Annotated in this window: 15 protein-coding genes and 1 pseudogene; all 16 read right to left on the reverse strand. The window is 37.7% G+C overall.

All coding sequences use genetic code 11. The features are described 5' to 3' along the window. Positions 1 to 67: 67 nt before the first annotated feature. Positions 68 to 997: an acyltransferase family protein gene (locus DWY89_RS09780; protein WP_147353334.1), complete on the reverse strand. Its 930-nt coding sequence runs from the start codon at positions 995 to 997 to the stop codon at positions 68 to 70. 99 nt (positions 998 to 1,096) lie between these two features. Beyond that, positions 1,097 to 2,065: a Coenzyme F420 hydrogenase/dehydrogenase, beta subunit C-terminal domain gene (locus tag DWY89_RS09785; protein ID WP_118524641.1), complete on the reverse strand. Its 969-nt coding sequence runs from the start codon at positions 2,063 to 2,065 to the stop codon at positions 1,097 to 1,099. Beyond that, complete coding sequence (locus DWY89_RS09790; protein WP_118524642.1) at positions 2,065 to 3,084, reverse strand: Coenzyme F420 hydrogenase/dehydrogenase, beta subunit C-terminal domain; 1,020 nt, start codon at positions 3,082 to 3,084, stop codon at positions 2,065 to 2,067. The genes DWY89_RS09785 and DWY89_RS09790 overlap by 1 nt, the downstream gene beginning before the upstream one ends. A 264-nt stretch (positions 3,085 to 3,348) precedes the next feature. Further along, a complete protein-coding gene (locus DWY89_RS09795; protein ID WP_117674308.1) occupies positions 3,349 to 4,755 on the reverse strand; it encodes an oligosaccharide flippase family protein in 1,407 nt (468 codons plus the stop codon). A 62-nt stretch (positions 4,756 to 4,817) separates the two neighbouring features. Beyond that, on the reverse strand, positions 4,818 to 5,918 hold the full coding sequence (locus DWY89_RS09800) for a polysaccharide pyruvyl transferase family protein (protein ID WP_117674307.1): 1,101 nt from the start codon (positions 5,916 to 5,918) through the stop codon (positions 4,818 to 4,820). After that, entirely contained in the window at positions 5,915 to 7,042 is a 1,128-nt protein-coding gene (gene glf, locus DWY89_RS09805; RefSeq protein ID WP_117674306.1) for a UDP-galactopyranose mutase, read from the reverse strand. Before glf ends, DWY89_RS09800 begins: the two co-directional genes overlap by 4 nt. Continuing rightward, positions 7,039 to 8,301, reverse strand: coding sequence for an O-antigen ligase family protein (locus tag DWY89_RS09810; protein ID WP_117674305.1), 1,263 nt, complete (start codon positions 8,299 to 8,301; stop codon positions 7,039 to 7,041). The genes glf and DWY89_RS09810 overlap by 4 nt, the downstream gene beginning before the upstream one ends. Next, entirely contained in the window at positions 8,285 to 9,364 is a 1,080-nt protein-coding gene (locus DWY89_RS09815; RefSeq protein WP_117674304.1) for a glycosyltransferase family 2 protein, read from the reverse strand. Before DWY89_RS09815 ends, DWY89_RS09810 begins: the two co-directional genes overlap by 17 nt. Positions 9,365 to 9,386: 22 nt before the next feature. Then, on the reverse strand, positions 9,387 to 10,334 hold the full coding sequence (locus tag DWY89_RS09820) for a family 43 glycosylhydrolase (RefSeq protein WP_181977640.1): 948 nt from the start codon (positions 10,332 to 10,334) through the stop codon (positions 9,387 to 9,389). Positions 10,335 to 10,351: 17 nt separating this feature from the next. Continuing rightward, positions 10,352 to 11,533: a glycosyltransferase family 4 protein gene (locus tag DWY89_RS09825; protein ID WP_117674302.1), complete on the reverse strand. Its 1,182-nt coding sequence runs from the start codon at positions 11,531 to 11,533 to the stop codon at positions 10,352 to 10,354. A 33-nt stretch (positions 11,534 to 11,566) separates the two neighbouring features. Next, positions 11,567 to 12,706: a Coenzyme F420 hydrogenase/dehydrogenase, beta subunit C-terminal domain gene (locus tag DWY89_RS09830; RefSeq protein WP_118524643.1), complete on the reverse strand. Its 1,140-nt coding sequence runs from the start codon at positions 12,704 to 12,706 to the stop codon at positions 11,567 to 11,569. Next, positions 12,690 to 13,826: a polysaccharide pyruvyl transferase family protein gene (locus DWY89_RS09835; RefSeq protein ID WP_117674300.1), complete on the reverse strand. Its 1,137-nt coding sequence runs from the start codon at positions 13,824 to 13,826 to the stop codon at positions 12,690 to 12,692. Before DWY89_RS09835 ends, DWY89_RS09830 begins: the two co-directional genes overlap by 17 nt. A gap of 15 nt (positions 13,827 to 13,841) precedes the next feature. Then, a complete protein-coding gene (locus DWY89_RS09840) occupies positions 13,842 to 14,951 on the reverse strand; it encodes a glycosyltransferase (RefSeq protein WP_117674299.1) in 1,110 nt (369 codons plus the stop codon). A 19-nt stretch (positions 14,952 to 14,970) separates the two neighbouring features. Continuing rightward, positions 14,971 to 15,801, reverse strand: coding sequence for a glycosyltransferase (locus tag DWY89_RS09845; protein ID WP_117674298.1), 831 nt, complete (start codon positions 15,799 to 15,801; stop codon positions 14,971 to 14,973). A 683-nt stretch (positions 15,802 to 16,484) separates the two neighbouring features. Then, positions 16,485 to 16,837, reverse strand: a pseudogene (locus DWY89_RS09850) (UDP-glucose 6-dehydrogenase); the annotation flags it as partial. A gap of 717 nt (positions 16,838 to 17,554) precedes the next feature. Next, positions 17,555 to 19,015, reverse strand: a complete 1,461-nt coding sequence (locus DWY89_RS09855) for a sugar transferase (protein ID WP_118524644.1) — start codon at positions 19,013 to 19,015, stop codon at positions 17,555 to 17,557. Positions 19,016 to 19,068 lie beyond the last annotated feature (53 nt).

Consider the following 19,068-nt stretch of genomic DNA (forward strand, 5'->3'; position numbering starts at 1 on the left):
TGTATTTTATTCAAAAAATATCATTTTAAGGCTTGACTTTTAATAGTTAGTCTTCCTATTCATTTCACTATTGCCATAACCACCTAATTCTTTTATTTTTATTTCCAGCCCAGACGAGCAATGCAGACAATAAAAATGCAGACACACCAACAAACATAAATTTATGTATTCCTTCTGGGAAACAAACTGCTAATGTTGGAAAACATTCAAACGCTCTGACAAAAATATAATGGCACAGAAACAGTAACGTGCTCATAGATCGGAACCATTTTCCCAAAGATCCAATATGCAAAGGTAGCATAATAACTGACTCAACTACAAGCACCGACACAACAGGTAGCAACAGTTTTCTCCATTCGTACTGAAAGTACACTCCCACAACATAAAGTGTAAAAGCTGAGATTGTGCAAATGAATACTGTTTTTGTTTGAGGGATTTTCTGGATTAGCGTCCCAAGCATACAATAAAACATCCCCATAAACACACCATTTTTTATTGTCTTTCCCCAAATCATATAATACAATTTCCAAAATCCTGCATATCCATTGACAGATGCCACATCCAACTGTTTTTGAACAAAGATACCAGCAATAAAGAATACAACTCCTATCAACATAATCCAAGTATCGTTAATTTTCGATTTCTTCAATATCAAAATCAGAATCAATCCAATCAGTAATGCGTTCAAATACCATAGCTGCGCATCACCGATAAAAAATACGGTTCTGAACCACTTCAAAAGTACGCCAAGCATACTACTTTTACTCAGTATCAACCTGCTCGGTAAAAGCACAACTGACCAGACAAAATATATTTTCAATGTTTTCAACAGATAACTTATCGCATATTCTTTTTTCTGAGCTTCGTTTTCTAGTTTTTCAATTCTATTAAAAAAGAAATAACCTGCCACTATAAAAAAAAACGGAACCGCTAAGCTATCAAAAGAATTAACAATACTTGCTAAAATCGGATGTACGACCGTACCCCCCCCCCGCATGAATATGAATAACCGCAAAAGCGAAAACAAATTTAGCCAGATCGATACTATCCATTTCCTGCTTGTTTAATGCTTTTCCACTCATAAATACTCCTCTCCTCAAGTTTTACTTATTAAGTGCTGTATTTTTCGTTTTGCTCTTCTCAGAACCTTCTTTATATAATTTGCAGTTCCACTGTCCCCATATGCTCTGGCAATATACGAAAAAGATTTATCATTCACATCGTTCCAAAACTGTTCTCTTCCATCTGGTTTTGGAAATGGGGCTTTCAAAGGTGGTTGCATACTATCTTCAATTCTTGTGCTCTTCCACTTCAATTCAATCTTCACATTTTCAAAGATGCTATCAGCCTTTTCATTATTAACTAGGACCAATGACACTCCTTTATTATCATCGAATTCCGGAGCAGCCTTTTCGATTCCCCAATAATCTGCTATCGTAATATCTCCTGGATGCATGATGGACTTATATGGACATTCATAACAACTCGGTCTAAGAACCATGTGACCATAGAAGAGATTCTTAAAAATCGGGCTACTTACATTTTTTCCATTATCAAACCAAATGGTTTCAACATGATCTTTCCATCCGAAATCCTTCTTATTTCTAAAGTCAACCTTAACAACTTTTCCATGATTCTTATGTTCCTGCCATCTAAGGTACTTATCCCAAACAACAGGACTCGGAACTCCATGACAGACAATATCTATGCATATAAGGTTGTCATAATCTTTACCAAGAAAATACTTTAATCCAGCGACTTGACAAGAAGTTCCAGAGAATAGCACCTCTCTTTTTGCATTCAAATCTTCCTGTACTTTCTTATATGTATCTCCCATTTTACTTTGGATATACTTTGAACCACGCATTTGATTTCGTCCATCTCTGCTATCAGTTCTCACATGAACAGCATGAAAATCATCAGTTAAAACGCATCCATAAACAGTACCACCATCATCCAAAACCAAGTCTGACAATGCCGTGAAAATACCACCAGAACGTGAAGCTGCCCTGATTTCTTCGTCTTTATGCTTTACAGCATATACCTTAGGCTGCGACCAATTCATTATGCCGCCCTCCTTTCGGAGTAGTCAGCATAATAAATCAAATCAGGATTTAGGGTTTGCCCCCCCCCGATTGATATTAGTTTAACAATCTTGTTTTTGATTTTCGTTTTTAAGGGAGTTGTTCCATATTTTTTCATAACGAAATCCACTCCTTTCCTTTGATAATCATTCCAAAATTCATCTCTCTGCTCCGATCTTTTAGTAGGAGCTTCCAAGTTCGCCTGCCAGCATTGTTTTGTATCGCTTAGTCTATACTCCAACTTCACTTTGACTGTCTCAAAGAGCTGCTCTCCTCGGTCTGTGTGGATCAGGAAGATTGAGTTGCCTTTTTCATCATAGAAGTCCGGAATTGTTTCCTCAATATGCCAGAAATCTCCGATTGTCATATCCGTCTTTCGTTCAGTTGTCGCATACGGACATTCATAGCAGGACGGACGTAATGCACATTGGTTATAAAATACTTTAACATAATCCTTTATCAGATGCTCCTGACCGCCAGCTGTTACATATGCCGTCGGAGCTTTCCAACCATTCCGCTTATCCTTAAATGTCAAATATGTAATCTTCCCATACTTTTTCTCAGCAGACTCAGCATATTCTTTCCAGAGCCTTGGACTCGGCGATCCATGACAGATAATATCAACTATCCATACTTGTTCACGGAATCCCTTCATTTCCGCAAACTTGCGAAAACCATCGGCCTGACATCCCATGCCGACAAAAAGCAATCGTTTTTCCGGATGATTAATCAGCCAGTCCTCTGCGGTCTTATAGATTTTTCCTGGCTTGCTCTGCATATATTTAGAGCCAATAGCCTTGTCACGTTCTTCTCTGTTTTCGATTAGTTGAAACTCAGTGGCGTGATCTTCATAATTGTACACAGCGCAAACCACGGCATCACCGTTATCCAGAAAACAATCCGAAAGAGCCACAAAAGCTCCACCAGATGAACTGCGTAACAGAGAAGCCCTATCTTTCAATCTTCCAGCATAAACTTTCGTTTTCACTTCTGTTATCAAATTGCCACCTTCTTTCAGCGGTCTATTACTGCCGCCATTTTTATCTTGTCAACTATCATCAAAAAAATCAATGTTGTAATGTAAACCACAATTGGCACAATGAACTTACAGCAATTCTAGTCAATGCTGTAAAATATTCTCCAATTACTCCCGGAAACGGTGCATGAATACAAACAATCAGAAAGGCACAAATTGCTTTCAGAATGTCAATATTATCTGCTCTGCTCTCAAGATTGTCCTCCCCAACTCACACTATTTCAAGTCTTATTTTCCAAGACGGCTCTTCACCAGATTTACACCCGATTTCAGCATGTCCACATTAGTTAAAATTGCATAAACTGCAGTAATACAAAGTGCTGCAAACTGGATCATCCTATTTCCGCAATAGTATGTTCCTATGAGCATCCCACCAATAAGGACACTGCCAATAATAATAGGCTTTCTAATTTTCATGTGTACAGTTTTATTTACGTCAATATAACGAACAATAAACATTGAAAGAAAGGCAATCAGCGTTGAAAGGGATGCTGCAAACACTTGTATCTTGTTAATTAAAATCAAATCGACTGCGATGTTAATAATAGCCGCTGAGATTGATGTGTACGCAATCTTTTTTGCGTTTTTTTGTGCCACATAGACACAACTATATAATCCAACCAATACACGGAAAAGCATCGCATACATTAAAATCAAAATCTGATTATATGCAGCGCTGTATTTTAGATTAACCATTATGGGAAAAACAAAAGGCATACAGGCAACAATACCAAAACAAGCTGCTGCAAATAACTTGAACAATGATGTCATTGTTTCTGTCAAAAATTCATCCCTATCTTCATCACCATAGTGCAATGAAACTGTTTCTGTCCAAGATAAATTTAAGATATTATAAAAACTTATAAATACATTTGGAAATTTGTTTGCAACAGAGTAAATTCCATTTGCTGCTGTTGTAAGAAAATGTGCAATAATTGTTCGATCTGAAGCATTTACAACCCACCAAGCCAAATTATTTGGAATTAGCGGAATGGAGTACGTTCCAACACTTTTAAATATACTCAGGTGAATATTTTTTGGAGAAATATATTCCCAGCATTTTGATGCAAATATCAAATAAATTAATGTAACAATCTGTGCAGATAACGTGGAAACAAACAATCCTTGGAGTCCCATTTTCAAAATAACCAAAGCAATAACATTTAATATTGTCGTTGTTGTTGCCGAGATAAAGGATGCTACCGTATATTTGACACTTTCTCCTAATCCCCTTACAAACTGCAAGAACAGTGCTGTAAATACCTGTAAAATCACATAGAGCAAAAGGAAGTATGCATTTTCGATATGTAATTTGGGAGTAATTATTAGATACATACCAAAATAGACAACAGATTGCATCATACTAGAAAACAACAATGTTGACAAAAGTTTGCTTTCTTCTTCTTTGTTCCCACGGTAATCTAACATAAACCTAAATAGTCCTTGATCTAGTTGCCAGTTTACCAAAGGCAATAATAAAGCTGAATATGTGACTAATAAATCAAATGTACCATACTCTTCCGTTGATAAAATTGCCGTATATAAAGGCAGTAGGAAAAAGCTAATACACTGCGTACATAACTTTCCCACTGTCAGTATGGCCGTATTTTTTGCTAATTCTGTTTTACGACTCATTAGTATCTCCTATAACAAGTTCTGCCTTGATATGTGGCTATAAAATACCAAGGCAGAACTGCTTATTTTAATATCCTATCAATGTAATCCAGTGACCTGTGACGTTCGTTATCCAGTAGTAAATTCACTACATTCCATTCAATTTTTGGTATGTTCAATCCATTTGCAGATTTTCCTTTTACAAGTCCACATTTCTCTAACTTGAAAATATTGAGAATATTAAGAACCCTATCTTTTCTTTCAATCTCTGTTTCCACATAAAAAGGTGTGTTCAAGATAATAGAAAAAGCTGTAGCATGAAACGAATTTGTTACTACACATTTTGCACCTGCAATCCACTGCAAAAATTCTGCTGGGCCTGCAGCTCCAATGTGCTTAACATCACGATATTTAAACCACGTTTCCTGATCCCACAACATAAGAAGTTCATAGCCTGTTTCTTCGCTTAATTTTTTAGCAAACTCCAGCGCCGGTTCAGCGGTCTTACTATATCCCATTTTGAAAAAAAGAATGTAATCTTTTTTTACTGGCTTTGCCGCCAAACGCAACCAATTGCTTTTGGTTGTGAGGAAAACCGGATCTAATACAATTTCAATGTTTTTTTCTTTTAATCTTTGATTAAGAGCCTCTTTGGATGCACTTTCTCTTACCGAGATATTCTTAAACCTTTGAAGACACTGAATCATTTCATTCGATTCATCTGTTGAAAAATCAGCACCGCCTGTACTTGCTGCATAAGCTATTTTTTCTACTGAGTCATCGATCTCCGGCAGAAAGTAGTGCATATCATGCTCAGTAAGATTGTAATTCCATACCTGATCCGAACCTACAATAATTTTTTCAAAGGAGTTGCAAGTCTTCTCAAAAGAATCTTCACTTTGGCATTGTCCTGAACAAATTGTATTTTCTTCTCTGAATGACTGAAACTTTGAATTTCGCTTGATCTTATCCGGAATTCTCAGTATGCTTTTAATAATAACTTTCGGATGCTTACTTTTGAATGGGCTAATTGAATAATCCTTATAAATAAACTCTGGCTCATAATTTATAAGTTCACATTCTGTACCACCATGTTCTATAATTGTCTTTTGTAACGATACAGCCTGTAGCAATGCACCAAAATTATTTGCAGAATGAAAAGTTAATATACCAATTCTGCTCATACATTTTCTCCCACGAATTCTTTCTCACATTTCTCTAGTACAGCAACAATAACCTGATCCATATCGTAATACTTGTACTCACCCAAGCGGCCACCAAAAATCACTTTGCTCTCTGTCTCTGCCAACTTCTTGTACTCAGAATACAGCAAGCTATTCTTGGCATCATTGACCGGATAATACGGCTCATCACCCGGCTTCCACTCACTGCTATACTCACGGCTGATAATAGTTTTGGGCAGATCATTGCCGTTCTCGTCCTTACCAAACTCAAACCACTTGTGCTCAATGATGCGGGTCCACGGCGTCTCGCGGTCGGTGTAGTTGACTGCGGCATTGCCCTGGAAGCTGGGCTTGTCAAGCAGCTCATTCTCAAAGCGGACAGAGCGATACTCCAGCGTGCCCAGCTTATAATCAAAGTAGGCGTCAATGGGACCGGTGTAGACCACCTTGTCAGCCAGCGCATCCAGCTCGGACTTGTGCTCCAGATAGTCCGTATTCAGGCGCACCTCGATGCCGTCCAGCAGGTTGGCAATCATCTTGGTGTAGCCGCCGATTGGGATGCCCTGATACAAGGCATTGAAATAGTTGTTGTCAAAGGTCAGGCGCACGGGCAGACGCTTGATGATGAAGGCGGGCAGATCTTTGCAGTCGCGGCCCCACTGCTTCTCGGTGTAGCCCTTGATGAGCTTCTCATAGATGTCACGGCCCACGAGAGAGATTGCCTGTTCTTCTAGGTTTTTCGGCTCGCCGGTGATTTCCTTGCGCTGCTCCTCAATTTTGGCGGCAGCCTCCTCTGGCGTAACCACGCCCCACATCTTATTAAAGGTATACATGTTGAACGGCAGCGAGTAAAGCTCGCCCTTGTAGTTGGCTACAGGCGAGTTCGTAAAGCGGTTGAACTCGGCAAATTGGGTGATATAATTCCAGACCTTTTTGTTGTTGGTATGGAAGATATGTGCGCCGTACTTATGGACGTTAATGCCCTCAATGTTCTCGGTGTAAATATTGCCCGCAATATTGGGGCGTTTATCAACAACTAATACAGATTTGCCATGTACCCTTGCTTCATGTGCAAATATTGCTCCGTAAAGGCCGGAGCCTACTACTAAATAATCATATTTCATATTCTACCTCGCATATTTGATGTAAAAGAGATGTTAATTGCCACTGCGACTGCATAGAAACAAAAAGTCGAATCATATATAGGATTTCCTGTCATTCCATATAACAACACAAAAAATTGAATTGCAAACGAAACCGATAAGGCTAATTTTATACTTGTTAATTCGACATCACGTTCTTGATGACTAAGATAATTAATATTTTTCCATGTTATTACTATACTTGATGCCATTGCCATAATAAACACACAGAAACCAAAAAGTCCTGTTTCGCATAATAATTCAAGGTATATATTATGACACCCAGCAGTGGCACCCGTTAGCGCACTCAAGCCGGATTTATATCGAAATCCATACCATCCGATTCCCAATATTGGATTTTGATTAAAAATAGTGCGCGCCCTATCCCACATAAGAATCCGCAATAAACTTGCATTATCAGATCCGGCTGTTTGAAATCGTTCAAATACTCTTGCAATATCCGGAACATAATCCATAAGAAAATTCAATCCTATCAAAGCAGCCACCGCTGCCATCATGAGCTTGAAGGATTTTAACAACCTTTTTTCAGGATTAACAACATAATAAACGACTATTAAAGTTGCTACGCCGAAAAGCAAATGTGCTCTTTTAGATGTAAGAAGAAGTGCGATAACTGTAGCAATACCAGCTATCATTATATATTTTCGCTTCTTTTCGTGACCATTTAAGGTCAAAAATACAGCCCATACAGTCAATAAAACTATTGTAATATATGTTCCATTTTGAGAGTAATGATCTGCAAGAGCCGCTCGATACCCATACAATCCGTCTTGTGTTCCATCTTGATATTGTTTGTAAGTTGTATTAATAAAAAGCTGATACAATCCATTATTCACAAAAAACAAAAGAGTTGCAATAACATTTGCTATTCCTACGGCTGTTATTATTTGGGGTGCCTTTTTTATCCAATCACAACTTTTAACGCTGGCAAATATGAATAAGTAAGCGCCTATTAATCTTATTGAATTGTAGTAGCCTCCACTCAAAAATTCTTGATTTCTAAAAAGCACAAAGAAAAAACAAAGCATCCAAGGTATAATAATACTTCTTTTCTTATAATACAGCGGTAATAATAACGGTATCGCTCCAGAAAGAACCAAAATATATAGTCTCGCTTTATAAGGCAAAACGAACTGAGCAATCCCCCAATAATTTCCTGCAATCAGCAGCGTAATTAAACTTAGCGTTATAAATAATGTGTGATTAATTTTTACTTTCATTTCTACTCCCGTCCTCTATATCGTATTTTTTTCTTTTCACCAATTTCAAGCAAGAGTAGAAGTATAACGCAATATTCTTATCATACAAAAAAAACTTCAGTCTCTTTTTGAACGGTTGAGTATTACGTCTGTTTAAAACATCGATCCATGGAGCAGTATGTAAAACTTTTGAAAATTCAGACACTTTCTTATTGAATGGGTCAGTATTTTCCTTTGCTAAATATGCTCTAAAACATATATGTTTTAGCTTCATAAGTAACCAATCTGTATATGCGGCATGCACAATGCCTGTTGAAGCGCCATACTTTTTTTCCAGAATATCCACTGGAAGAGTTAATTGTCCCACGATTTTAGGATTATATTTATTCAACACACTATAATCATTTTGAATATAATAATACCATTTTTCATAAAGCATTCCCATTCGGTAATCCTTAGAACTATTTAACATGGTTAATGCCCAAATAGTATCTTCGCCAACTGCAACTCCTGGGATAAATTGATTTTCCAGTGCAATCTCCTTCTTCATGAAATGCGCCCAACATCCTTCTCCATTAAATTCCCATCCATCCTGATCAGGTCTCCACCTCTCACAGCTTTTTGAAAAAATATGACACTCCAATTCTTTTTTCTTATGATCATCCAACAGTTCAAATTTTACGTTCTTTTCTCTACTTGGAAAAATACTTGGCCTTTTATCTGTTGTATTTATCATTCCAACTATAACATCACAATCATAATCCTCAACAGCTTGGATCGCGCTTTCTAGTAACCACGGAGTTAATATATCATCACCATCAACGAATAAGATATACTGTCCTATTGCTTTATTCACTCCAAAATTACGAGCTACTGAGACCCCTTCATTTTTCTTGTGAAACACACTTATACGAGAATCTAACTGAACCAACTCATCTAGTCTATTACCGTAATAATCTTCACTTCCATCATCAATAATAACCACTTCAAAATTGGGGAAAGTTTGAGCAAGGATACTATCCAAACATTTTAATAAATCTTCATATTTTGTATTAAAAACTGGAATAATTATACTTACTATCATCGGTTAACCCTCCCCATATCTTCTATTTGATGCGATATTCTGCCAAACCAATTCGCTCACAATTTTGTTTTCTACCGTTATACCACATCAGCAGTTTGTTTTTTTGTTTATTTAAAGCAACCGTAGGCTTGTAAACTGCATCTGCATCCCAGGAATTTTTTTCTGGTGAAATAACAGGGTTATCCGTACTTCTAACCCAATTATGTATTCCGTCATTTGACTCTGCCATACAAACTCTAGCTGTATCCACATTTTGATATCCAATGTAGAACATATAGTATCTATCATTTTCCTTCAAAATATCGCATCCGCCTACCTTGCATTGATCATACTTTTCATTCGACTTTTCAAGTATAGGGTTATTTGCATACCTTTCCCAGTTAACGCCGTCTTTACTTTCCGCATAGCAAAGAACATCTGGTTCAAATTGCTCACCAGCTGCATACCACATTTTAAACATTTTTTCATCTTTGTCCCAGAGAACACACGGATTCATAACCGAACCTTTTTCGTATGGCTCACTCGGAACAAGAATTGGTTTTTGTTGCATTCTTGTAAATCGAATACCATCATCACTTGTGGCGATGCCTATTGCACTATTATTTCTACTTTGTCCAGTGTACCACATCAACCATTTCCCATCTATTTCACAAACAGAAGCGCGATTAACCCGTTCTTCCCAACTTCCCTTATGCCCTGCTTCTAAAGCAACTTTCCATTTTTCCCATTCTGTACCATCCGTAGAATCAGTACATATTATTCCGCTATTTTTTCGTTCCGAGACAAAAAGGCGGTATCTATCTTCTATCATCACTACAAATGGATCAAACACGGAGGCCGTCGTTTCATCGCCAAACACTGGCGAGCCATATTTTTCCCACCCTCCCTGCTGAGGAGCGTAATCATAAGTTGCTTTTTTATTATGGATGTATTCAATTTTTCTTCTTACCTTTGAGAATACGCTGCTCATCAAAATTCTCCTATATTTCATCTAATGCTTGCTGCAATTTCTGAAATAATATTAATATAATTTTTTGCAAATTTTTCAACAGTGAATTCATTATTAAACATTTCAATTATTCCAGCTTTGGCCTCGCACAATTCATCTACTGGCATTTTTTTAATATCCAATATCCTATCTTGTGCTTCTTCCAACGTATCATAAAATTTTAATCCCGGTTGTTTGAACTGTTCAAAATACTTATTCCCGCCTGTGCGACTCATTACAACGGGTACTCCAAGTGAAAGAACCTCTAATAATATCAAATCAAAGTATGTTTCATGATTTGGCAATACAAAAACATCTGAAGCCGCAATAAGTGAATGTGGATCATTTGTCCATCCCACCTCAATCCAGTGATCGTTTTTCAATCCCGTCATCGGTTCTTCTTTTCCAGCTATTAGAAAATATACATTCTTATCCGCAAGGAGCTTTTCTCCAAGTTTTTTTAAGTCAGCGTATCCTTTTATTTCATTGTGCCTTCCGGCATAAGAAATCACAAAAGCGTTGTCTGGAATTCCGTATTTCTTTCTGAAATCTTCTCTATTTACTTTTGCTTTACATCCAACTATTCCAGTTGGCATATAACGATACTTTTTTTCTTCTCGAAGTTGTTCATAACCTTCCCATGTATGATAATATGGTTCCTCCGCTTCCTTACATGGAAAAATAATATAATCTGCGCGCTTAAAAGAATAGGCATCCATTTCTTCAATTCTGTCAACCCATTTTTTCAACATCTTATAATCAAACGGATTCAGCCACGCTAGTTTTTCCTTAAACTTTGCGCACGGAGAATGCGATGTTAGAATTACAGTTCCCTTATAATTTTCCAAAGTTTTTCTACATAAATACATTGCATCAATTGAATGGAAATGAATCATATCATATTGATGTAATTTCTCGTCCAATGGATACGCCTTTTTTTCATAAAAAATGTCATCAACTGCTCTTCTAAATTCTCGCAAACGTTTTGGTATTTTGTCTTTATTTTTGACAGTATCCCTTAAACTTTTAGGTGCCGCTTCATAAAAAGAAACATCTATCGGAAGTTCCTCCTTGTTCAATGTATCTAAGCCCTGTCTCAAATTAAATAGATACCCTGCCGGACCTCCTACTGGTTTAAGCATACTTTCTGGATAGTATATTAAAAGTTTCTTTTTGCTCATATGTTTTCCTCCGTTACCGTTGCCGACTCGCAATTACATCTTACCGTCTTTTACTGTAATCATGAAGGCCTGTGTCCCCCCCCCACGAACAATATACTTAACGATAGATTTTACTTTTTCTTTCGCCACAATTCCTGGTGCTGTTTTCACCAAGGCTTTTCCAAAGTTATTGTACCTGTTATAGTTTTCAAAGAATTGATCACGCGATTTACTGCATTTTGAAGGTTTATTTAACTGTTCATTATGTGAAATCGCGTTATTGATGTCGACATCTAAAAGGTTTAATCCAGCACTCTCAATCAGCTCTTTACCTTTTTCACTCTGACAAAGAATTAGTGACACACCATTTTTCACTTCTCCACTTAGTTCGGTTCCCCAAGAATCTCCCAGCGTTATATCAGATACTCTGTCTAAAGTAGCAAACTTACACGAATAGCAATTTTCTGTATAATCATATGAGTGAAGGAATGCGATAAGGTAATTATCCATAGTATGAAACGCTGCAATAGGTTTCCCGTCTCTATTCAACTCATATAAACTTTTTATTCGAAAATTGATATCTGTAAGGGTATTTATATCATGTCCATATTCTTGAAGGCACTTTTTAAGTAAATAAGGTGATGGAGTTCCATGACATATCAAATCAGCGGTAACTAAATTGGTCTTATCTTTAATAAATTGATTCACCGCTGCTACTTGACAGGGCAATCCAATGAAAAGAACTTTCTGATTTGCTTTCAATAGTGATTGAATTTTTCCGTAAATTTTTTCCGGATTACTCTTAACATATTTTGATCCTGCAAATTTTCTTGCAACTGCCATCTCATTTGTTACTTCAAATACAAATTTTCCGCTGTCAAACAAGCAAGATGCTACATATCCACCGTTTTTTATAAATGCGCGAATAATTGCAGATGCAGCACCCCCAGATGAAGCATGTTCTCTTATTTCAGAATCTGCCCATCCTTGATACCACCATTTCGGCTTACTCATGTCATTATCATTTTCTCGTGGACACACTTTCGTGCAAAGTCCACAGTCAACGCATTTTTTAGTATCAATCAGAGCATTATAATACTTCAAATCATCTTTGATTGTAATTGCATTTCTATGGCACTTTTCCACACAAGCCATACAGCCATTACACATATTCAATTCACATACTGTCTTCATTTTTCACACCACTCAAAGCATTGCTAAGCCATAGCAAAGAACGTTTTCTTTCTGCCGCAAGTATCTCATTTACACGGTTGTAATCAATTTTTGATTCAACAATGCTCAAATCTCTTTCATTTTTTGCAACTCGATTTGTTAATCCTAAAATCTCTAAGATGCTTTGCAATCTTGTACTGTATTTTCCCGGATATACAATTACAAATTCTTTGTTGAAATTCAAAGAAAATGCTGTCGCATGGAACGAATCTGTTATAACATAGTCTGCCCCATCAATTAAGGCAAGGAAATCTTCAACCGGTGGATTACAGAACATTTTTCCATTCTTGTAAAACTCATGTAATTGATAACTTAAATACCTAACTTCCAAACCTGTTTTAATCGAAAGTTCTTTTGCATACGCATCAATTCTTGGATTTCTGTTCAAATTGTAAATTAGAATATACCTGTCCTTCGTGAACTTTCTGGAAGAAATTTTTCTCCAATCTTCTCCACTTAATAACAATGTGGGATCTAAAACATTTGTACTATTCTCGATTCCCAATTTATCAACAATCTCTACTCCTGATAGTTCTCTCAAAGAGATACTATCATATCTTTTTAAAAGACGCCTCGTTTCATTTACTTCATCTGATTCTAATTTACTTTTTCCAAAACTTGCAGCATATGATATTTTTCTGGCTGACTCAGGAGCAAATGCCAGATAATACGGATATTCAATTCTTTCATTCCATCCATAATTCCAGACCTGATCGCTTCCTGTACAATAAACATCATAATCAAAATTTTCGCTTTCTAATTCTTTCTCACTTTTATATGTTTTAGGTGTCATATCAATATAATCATTGAGAAACTTAAAAAACATCCGAAATCGTATAATGTAAGATGGAATAATTATTGCTCTTGCAGCATTTCTAATCAAAAAACTCTTTTGGAATTTTTCTCCCTTGTTCTTTATTCTTTTTAGCATCCCGAGCGGAGTAAAACGTTCTGGATAATAATCAATGACTTCACATTCATAGCCCATATCTTTGATTTTTTCTTGTAATGCATAGGTCTGCAAAACCGACCCGTAATTAACCACTCGATGTTGTGTTATTATCCCAACCTTTTTACTCATATATCAATAATCCTTTCAACTATTACTTTGTTTCCACAAATCTATATATCTTTTTTCCATTGATTTTGCAGCAGTTCTTATATCAAACTTTTTCGTAATTAGTTCAATTCTATTTCGTTCCTTGTTTATTCTTTGTTGGCTGATAGCATCTACCCATAAGCCAAGATTTTCATTGCCGATTTTCAAAAATTTTGTGTCAGAGCATATCTTAACTTCCCTCGTCACCTCATCTGAAAAGAAACAAGGAAGTCCTGAATACTGCGCTTCTATTCCTGTTACAGGAAGTCCCTCAAACAAAGATGGTAAAACAAAAGCATCCATTGCCTGATAATAATTCTCTACATCTTTATGAACCCCGGCAAAGATAATTTTATCCTTGATTTCCAAATCCTCTGCTAAATTTTGAATCTTTGAAAACAGCTCTCCTTCTCCCAGAAGTAATAACTTGATATTCGGTGTCTTTTGCTGAACTTCTTTAAAAATCCGCAAAAGATACTCATGATTTTTCTGTAAATTAAATCTTCCAACATGACCAATAACATACTCGTCACGGATACCAAGCATTTTCCGCATTTCAATGCGCTTGTTTTCATCGAACGTGAATCTGTCCACATCTATTCCATTTGGTACAAACTCAAAAGTGTCTTTTCCATAAAGATACTTACCTGCTTCCGTTGAGCACGCCAGACGAACATTAGCATTCCATTTTGTTGTTCTGAATAACAAATATTTTGCCGTCCCTTTCAAGGTATGCAAAAAGCCAGCTCCATGGCTATGAGCTATTCTCCATGGTACATTATATTTCTTTGCTACTCCAAGATAAAAAACAGCAAGACTACTTAGATGACCATGAATGATTTGATACTCTTTATGCTCATCAAAGAACCTGTTCAATTCAGAAATATACTTAACGACATTTTTATCATCCAATACTGTAAAATGGTAAATTTTTCCACCCAGTTCATGTATTTCATCCTCATAAAGACCAACAGCTGCATGATGAACTACAAAATCAAACTGCACCTTTGATTTATCAACCATTCGGTACAAATTCATTATATAGTTTTCCATTCCTCCAGCATTTAATGATGCTACAACCTGTAAAACTCTTATCGGTTCTGTCATAATTATTTTTATCCCTATATTACTTTCTTAAAAATTTCATGTAAAAGCTTTTTCTCAATGAATTCGGGAGCACACAAACAAATGCTTGTCCCAGCCCACTAATACAAAAGTCCATCGACGACATATATCCTTTCCTATACTGTCCCCATTTAAACTTCAAAACAGTTTTTGCATATTTAATGCCACCACGGCGTTTAAAAAAATCTTCACTAGTTCGTATATAATACAGAGGTTCCGGAATATTATAACTTTTAATGTGATACTCTAGCACCATTCTTGCAAACAGATCATAATCTTCATACAACAAGACCGACTGATAATTGCCGCTTTTTAATACCGCACTTTTTTTATACATAACTGTTGGATGCAATACCGAACATCTACGGTGCATGAATCGTTCAATTTCATCATTCTCAGATGGCACTCTATGAATTGATATAACATTATCTACAGTATCTACAAATTCTGCCTCATAAGATCCAACCATTCCCAATTTTGGATCTTCTCTAAACTTCTCCAACTGCTTTTCGCATCTTGTACTGACCACATAATCATCCGAATCCATTCTGGCAATAAGCTCATTTTTAGAATTTTCTATTCCTTTTGCAAGTGCTGGTCCCAACCCAAGATTAGTTTCATTGACTATAATATTGAACATTTTAGGATACGCCGTCACAAAATTATTTATCACTTCATCGAGTTCAGTCGTGAGAGGACCATCTTTTACGATAATAAATTCATCTGGCTTAACAGTTTGATTCAGCATGCTTTCAATACTCAATGATAGATATTCCGGTTTTTCTTTATAGTATACCGACATTAAAACTGTATATTTTAAATTTTGCATCATTATCTCCCCTCATTTTTCCGTCATCTCGTTTTCATTTCTTTTTTAATCTATTTACACATCCAAATTCAGGATGATATCAGCGTGTTTTATGGTGCTGTTTTCGCCTAAGTGTTTTTCCTTACTGTCATACCCTTTCGGCGCAACAATCATATTTCTACTTTTCTCCGGTTTATTGAGTACACTCGTCTCTATTCCTCTATAACCGAAGTGTTGATTTATACAGTCGAACCCCGTATACCCTGCAATGACGTTTTTTCTAAGTGTTGGATTGTTAAATCGAACCCTGTCGGCGCATGAGTTTTGTTAAAACTGTATATATCATCCAGTCCAATTCTCACCATTCATTGTTCGTTATGAACAAATCATTCACTCTCACCGCACAAAACATGTATTTATCATCACCATCCACGCTCTACTCAACAGCTGTTTTATGAAGTAGAAATCATCTGTTTTTCTCTATTTTTCATGACTCAACAAACCGTTATGATGTAGGTGTCATTAGCGGGTCAGATAGTGTACTCAACAGCAGTTTCAGACGTTAATGATAAACTCATGGATTTTTGTTGTTTTCTCCTGTTTTCCGCCATTTCTATGATTCTTCTGAAAAAGATGTTCCAATTTTGTGCCGCACGGGCCAAAAGTTCAACATTTTGCATAAGTATCTAGCATTTATAGCTCATATAGTTGTAAAATATAGCCAATTTCAGCAGCTCAATTAGTGTGCAAAACAGGTTCTTTTTGGCAATGCTACGTCAATACGGTTTGTTGAGTAGACATTAGTAGGTGCCGCAATCACAACAAAATCCGCATCGCTATATGCTGCCTTTGCATCCAGCGTTGCGGTCAAATTCAAGTCCTTTTCTGCCAAGTATTTTTCAATATAATCATCCTGAATCGGAGATTTCTTGTTGTTGATCATATCGACCTTAGCCTGCACAATATCGACTGCAACCACCTGATGATACTGGCTCAGAAGCACTCCCAGCGAAAGCCCTACGTATCCCGTGCCGACCACAGCGATTTTATAATTTCTCATAGTTCTGTTCTCCCTCACCAATTTTTTATTTGATAAAACAGCAAACAAGCCCACGGCGGATTGCTCAATGGCAATCCACCGTAGGCTCGATTCGTTCTCCTTATTTTTTTACTTGCTGCTCATTTTGTGGGTCAAAACAGAGCTGCACCAAAACCTCCCACCTATAACCTCTGGATTTCAGCTTCTCCGCAGCCTGTCAGCAAATAAACACTTTTGTCGAACGAGTCGAGCCGCCAAAACCCTTTATTTATCGTGGTTTTTCTTGGTTGACCCTATTATATCTCCATCCCCAGTGCCAGCAACAGCGATTTTGAAATTCTTCATAATATTTACTCCTCCGGTCTTCTTTGGACCTAATTACCTCAAAAGGTGTTTTTATCTATGTACACGTATTTCTTGCCAATCGTATACTTTTACCCCCTCAACTTACTTCACAGCACAACAACAAGCCTGTATACAGATTGCAACAACAATCTATACGCAGGCTTGTCCTCGTACCTCCTTATTCTGTTTTCTGCTCTATCAGCTTTCGCTGTGGTGGGTTAAGTATAGAGCGCAGCCAGAAGCCATTAACCCCTGAAAGCACGCTGGCCGTAACGCACCATGACAGGCAGAAACAAGTTGAGGTGAAAAGGTCAAGCCGCGCAAACCCGCATGAAATCAGGCTTTTCTCTGCTCTCAATCAAAGCCTTCCACTTATGGATAACTTGTATTCCCTTACACCGCCCCATCTTTCCTCAAAACCACCATCACCGTCTTCATCAGAATCTTTATATCCATTCCGATATTCCAATTAGTGATATACTCCCGGTCGAGGCGGACAACTTCTTCGAAGTCCGTGATTTCACTTCGTCCGCTGACCTGCCACATACCGGTAATACCCGGCTTGATCGCCAGTCTGGCTTTATGGTGCAATTCATAGAGGTTGGTCTCTGAAATCAGCGGCGGGCGGGTGCCTACAAGCGACATATCTCCTTTCAGCACATTGAAAAACTGAGGAAATTCATCCAGACTTGTCCGGCGGATAAATTCACCGATTCCGGTCTTATGGCTTCCATCCGGCATGATTTGATTTCCGATCACGCGCGGGTCAAAATCAAGCTTGAACATCTTTCCATCGCCCAGCTTATTTTCTTTCATCAGCTCATCACGGCGTGTTTCGGCGTCCATGTACATACTTCTGAATTTGTACATTTTGAACCGTTTTCCGTTTTTTCCGACTCTTTCCTGGGTAAAAAAGATCGGTCCCGGTGATGACAGATAAATCGCAGGTGCAAGAAATAAAAAGAGTACCGCCGTCAATGCACAGCCGATCAGTCCGCCTATGACATCCATCATCCGTTTGAGAAAAAGCTGGAAAGACGACGCATAATTGATGCTCGTTGTCAGCACGGTATACGGTCCTATTTTCTCCACAAACTGTCTCTTTCCCGGCACACTTGTCACTTTTGCCAGGTTCAGATGCACCGTTACGCCGGTTTCTGTCAGCTGGTTCAGCAGCTTATCCGGATATGGCACCATCTCTGAGGTTACAACAATAACCTCATCAATCCATCCCTGGCAGACATAATGGGGAAGTTCTTCCTCCTCCACTATCACAGGGATTTCTTCGATTTTCTCTCCTACATGCGATTCGTGACCTCCGATCAGGCAGACCCCCGCAATCATGTATTGTGCATAATTGTTTTCCTTGATCGTTTTGACCGTCCGTCCAGCTATGTCCTCATTTGTCACAATCAGCAGAACGCGCTTGTTTCCATCGACTGTTTTTTTCCGCTGCAGATGCCATTTCCAGCATTCACGCACACTATACGCGGTTCCGATATAGAAGACAGCCGTCAGCATCAGTGCCAGCCTGGAATACCTCTGCCCTTCCTGCAGAAGGAACAGATATAAAAGAGCACTGCCTTCTATAAAAACGGCCTGCTTGACAGCTACTATAAATTCCACAAACTGGTCTCTTCTTATGACTCCCCGCATTGTCTCCCTGCAAACCAGCAAAATCAGATCCATCAGTCCTAAGAAAATCGCCATATTCCGATACAAAATCGGTGTATATATATCACATCCATATCCACTGCACGCATAGGCAAGTATTAATGCCGCCTGCAGAGAAATCACATCCAGGATGATGAAATCGATATGCTTCATCCATCCGCCTGAATTTCTTCTGTACATATCTACCGCTCCCCCCGTCAATGCCTATTGCAATCGACTTTGTAAATCAGCCT

This window comes from Clostridium sp. AF27-5AA (genome assembly GCF_003478415.1).
Lineage (GTDB): Bacteria > Bacillota > Clostridia > Lachnospirales > Lachnospiraceae > Otoolea > Otoolea fessa.

Bases quoted from the DNA above. Each gene is read 5' to 3' on its own strand.
- DWY89_RS09795 (WP_117674308.1), bottom strand. From the start codon at position 4,755: ATGAGTCGTAAAACAGAATTAGCAAAAAATACGGCCATACTGACAGTG.
- DWY89_RS09800 (WP_117674307.1), bottom strand. From the start codon at position 5,918: ATGAGCAGAATTGGTATATTAACTTTTCATTCTGCAAATAATTTTGGT.
- DWY89_RS09785 (WP_118524641.1), bottom strand. From the start codon at position 2,065: ATGAATTGGTCGCAGCCTAAGGTATATGCTGTAAAGCATAAAGACGAA.
- DWY89_RS09835 (WP_117674300.1), bottom strand. From the start codon at position 13,826: ATGAGTAAAAAGGTTGGGATAATAACACAACATCGAGTGGTTAATTAC.
- DWY89_RS09830 (WP_118524643.1), bottom strand. From the start codon at position 12,706: ATGAAGACAGTATGTGAATTGAATATGTGTAATGGCTGTATGGCTTGT.
- DWY89_RS09855 (WP_118524644.1), bottom strand. From the start codon at position 19,015: ATGTACAGAAGAAATTCAGGCGGATGGATGAAGCATATCGATTTCATC.
- DWY89_RS09825 (WP_117674302.1), bottom strand. From the start codon at position 11,533: ATGAGCAAAAAGAAACTTTTAATATACTATCCAGAAAGTATGCTTAAA.
- DWY89_RS09845 (WP_117674298.1), bottom strand. From the start codon at position 15,801: ATGATGCAAAATTTAAAATATACAGTTTTAATGTCGGTATACTATAAA.
- DWY89_RS09840 (WP_117674299.1), bottom strand. From the start codon at position 14,951: ATGACAGAACCGATAAGAGTTTTACAGGTTGTAGCATCATTAAATGCT.
- glf (WP_117674306.1), bottom strand. From the start codon at position 7,042: ATGAAATATGATTATTTAGTAGTAGGCTCCGGCCTTTACGGAGCAATA.
- DWY89_RS09820 (WP_181977640.1), bottom strand. From the start codon at position 10,334: ATGAGCAGCGTATTCTCAAAGGTAAGAAGAAAAATTGAATACATCCAT.
- DWY89_RS09815 (WP_117674304.1), bottom strand. From the start codon at position 9,364: ATGATAGTAAGTATAATTATTCCAGTTTTTAATACAAAATATGAAGAT.
- DWY89_RS09810 (WP_117674305.1), bottom strand. From the start codon at position 8,301: ATGAAAGTAAAAATTAATCACACATTATTTATAACGCTAAGTTTAATT.
- DWY89_RS09780 (WP_147353334.1), bottom strand. From the start codon at position 997: ATGCGGGGGGGGGGTACGGTCGTACATCCGATTTTAGCAAGTATTGTT.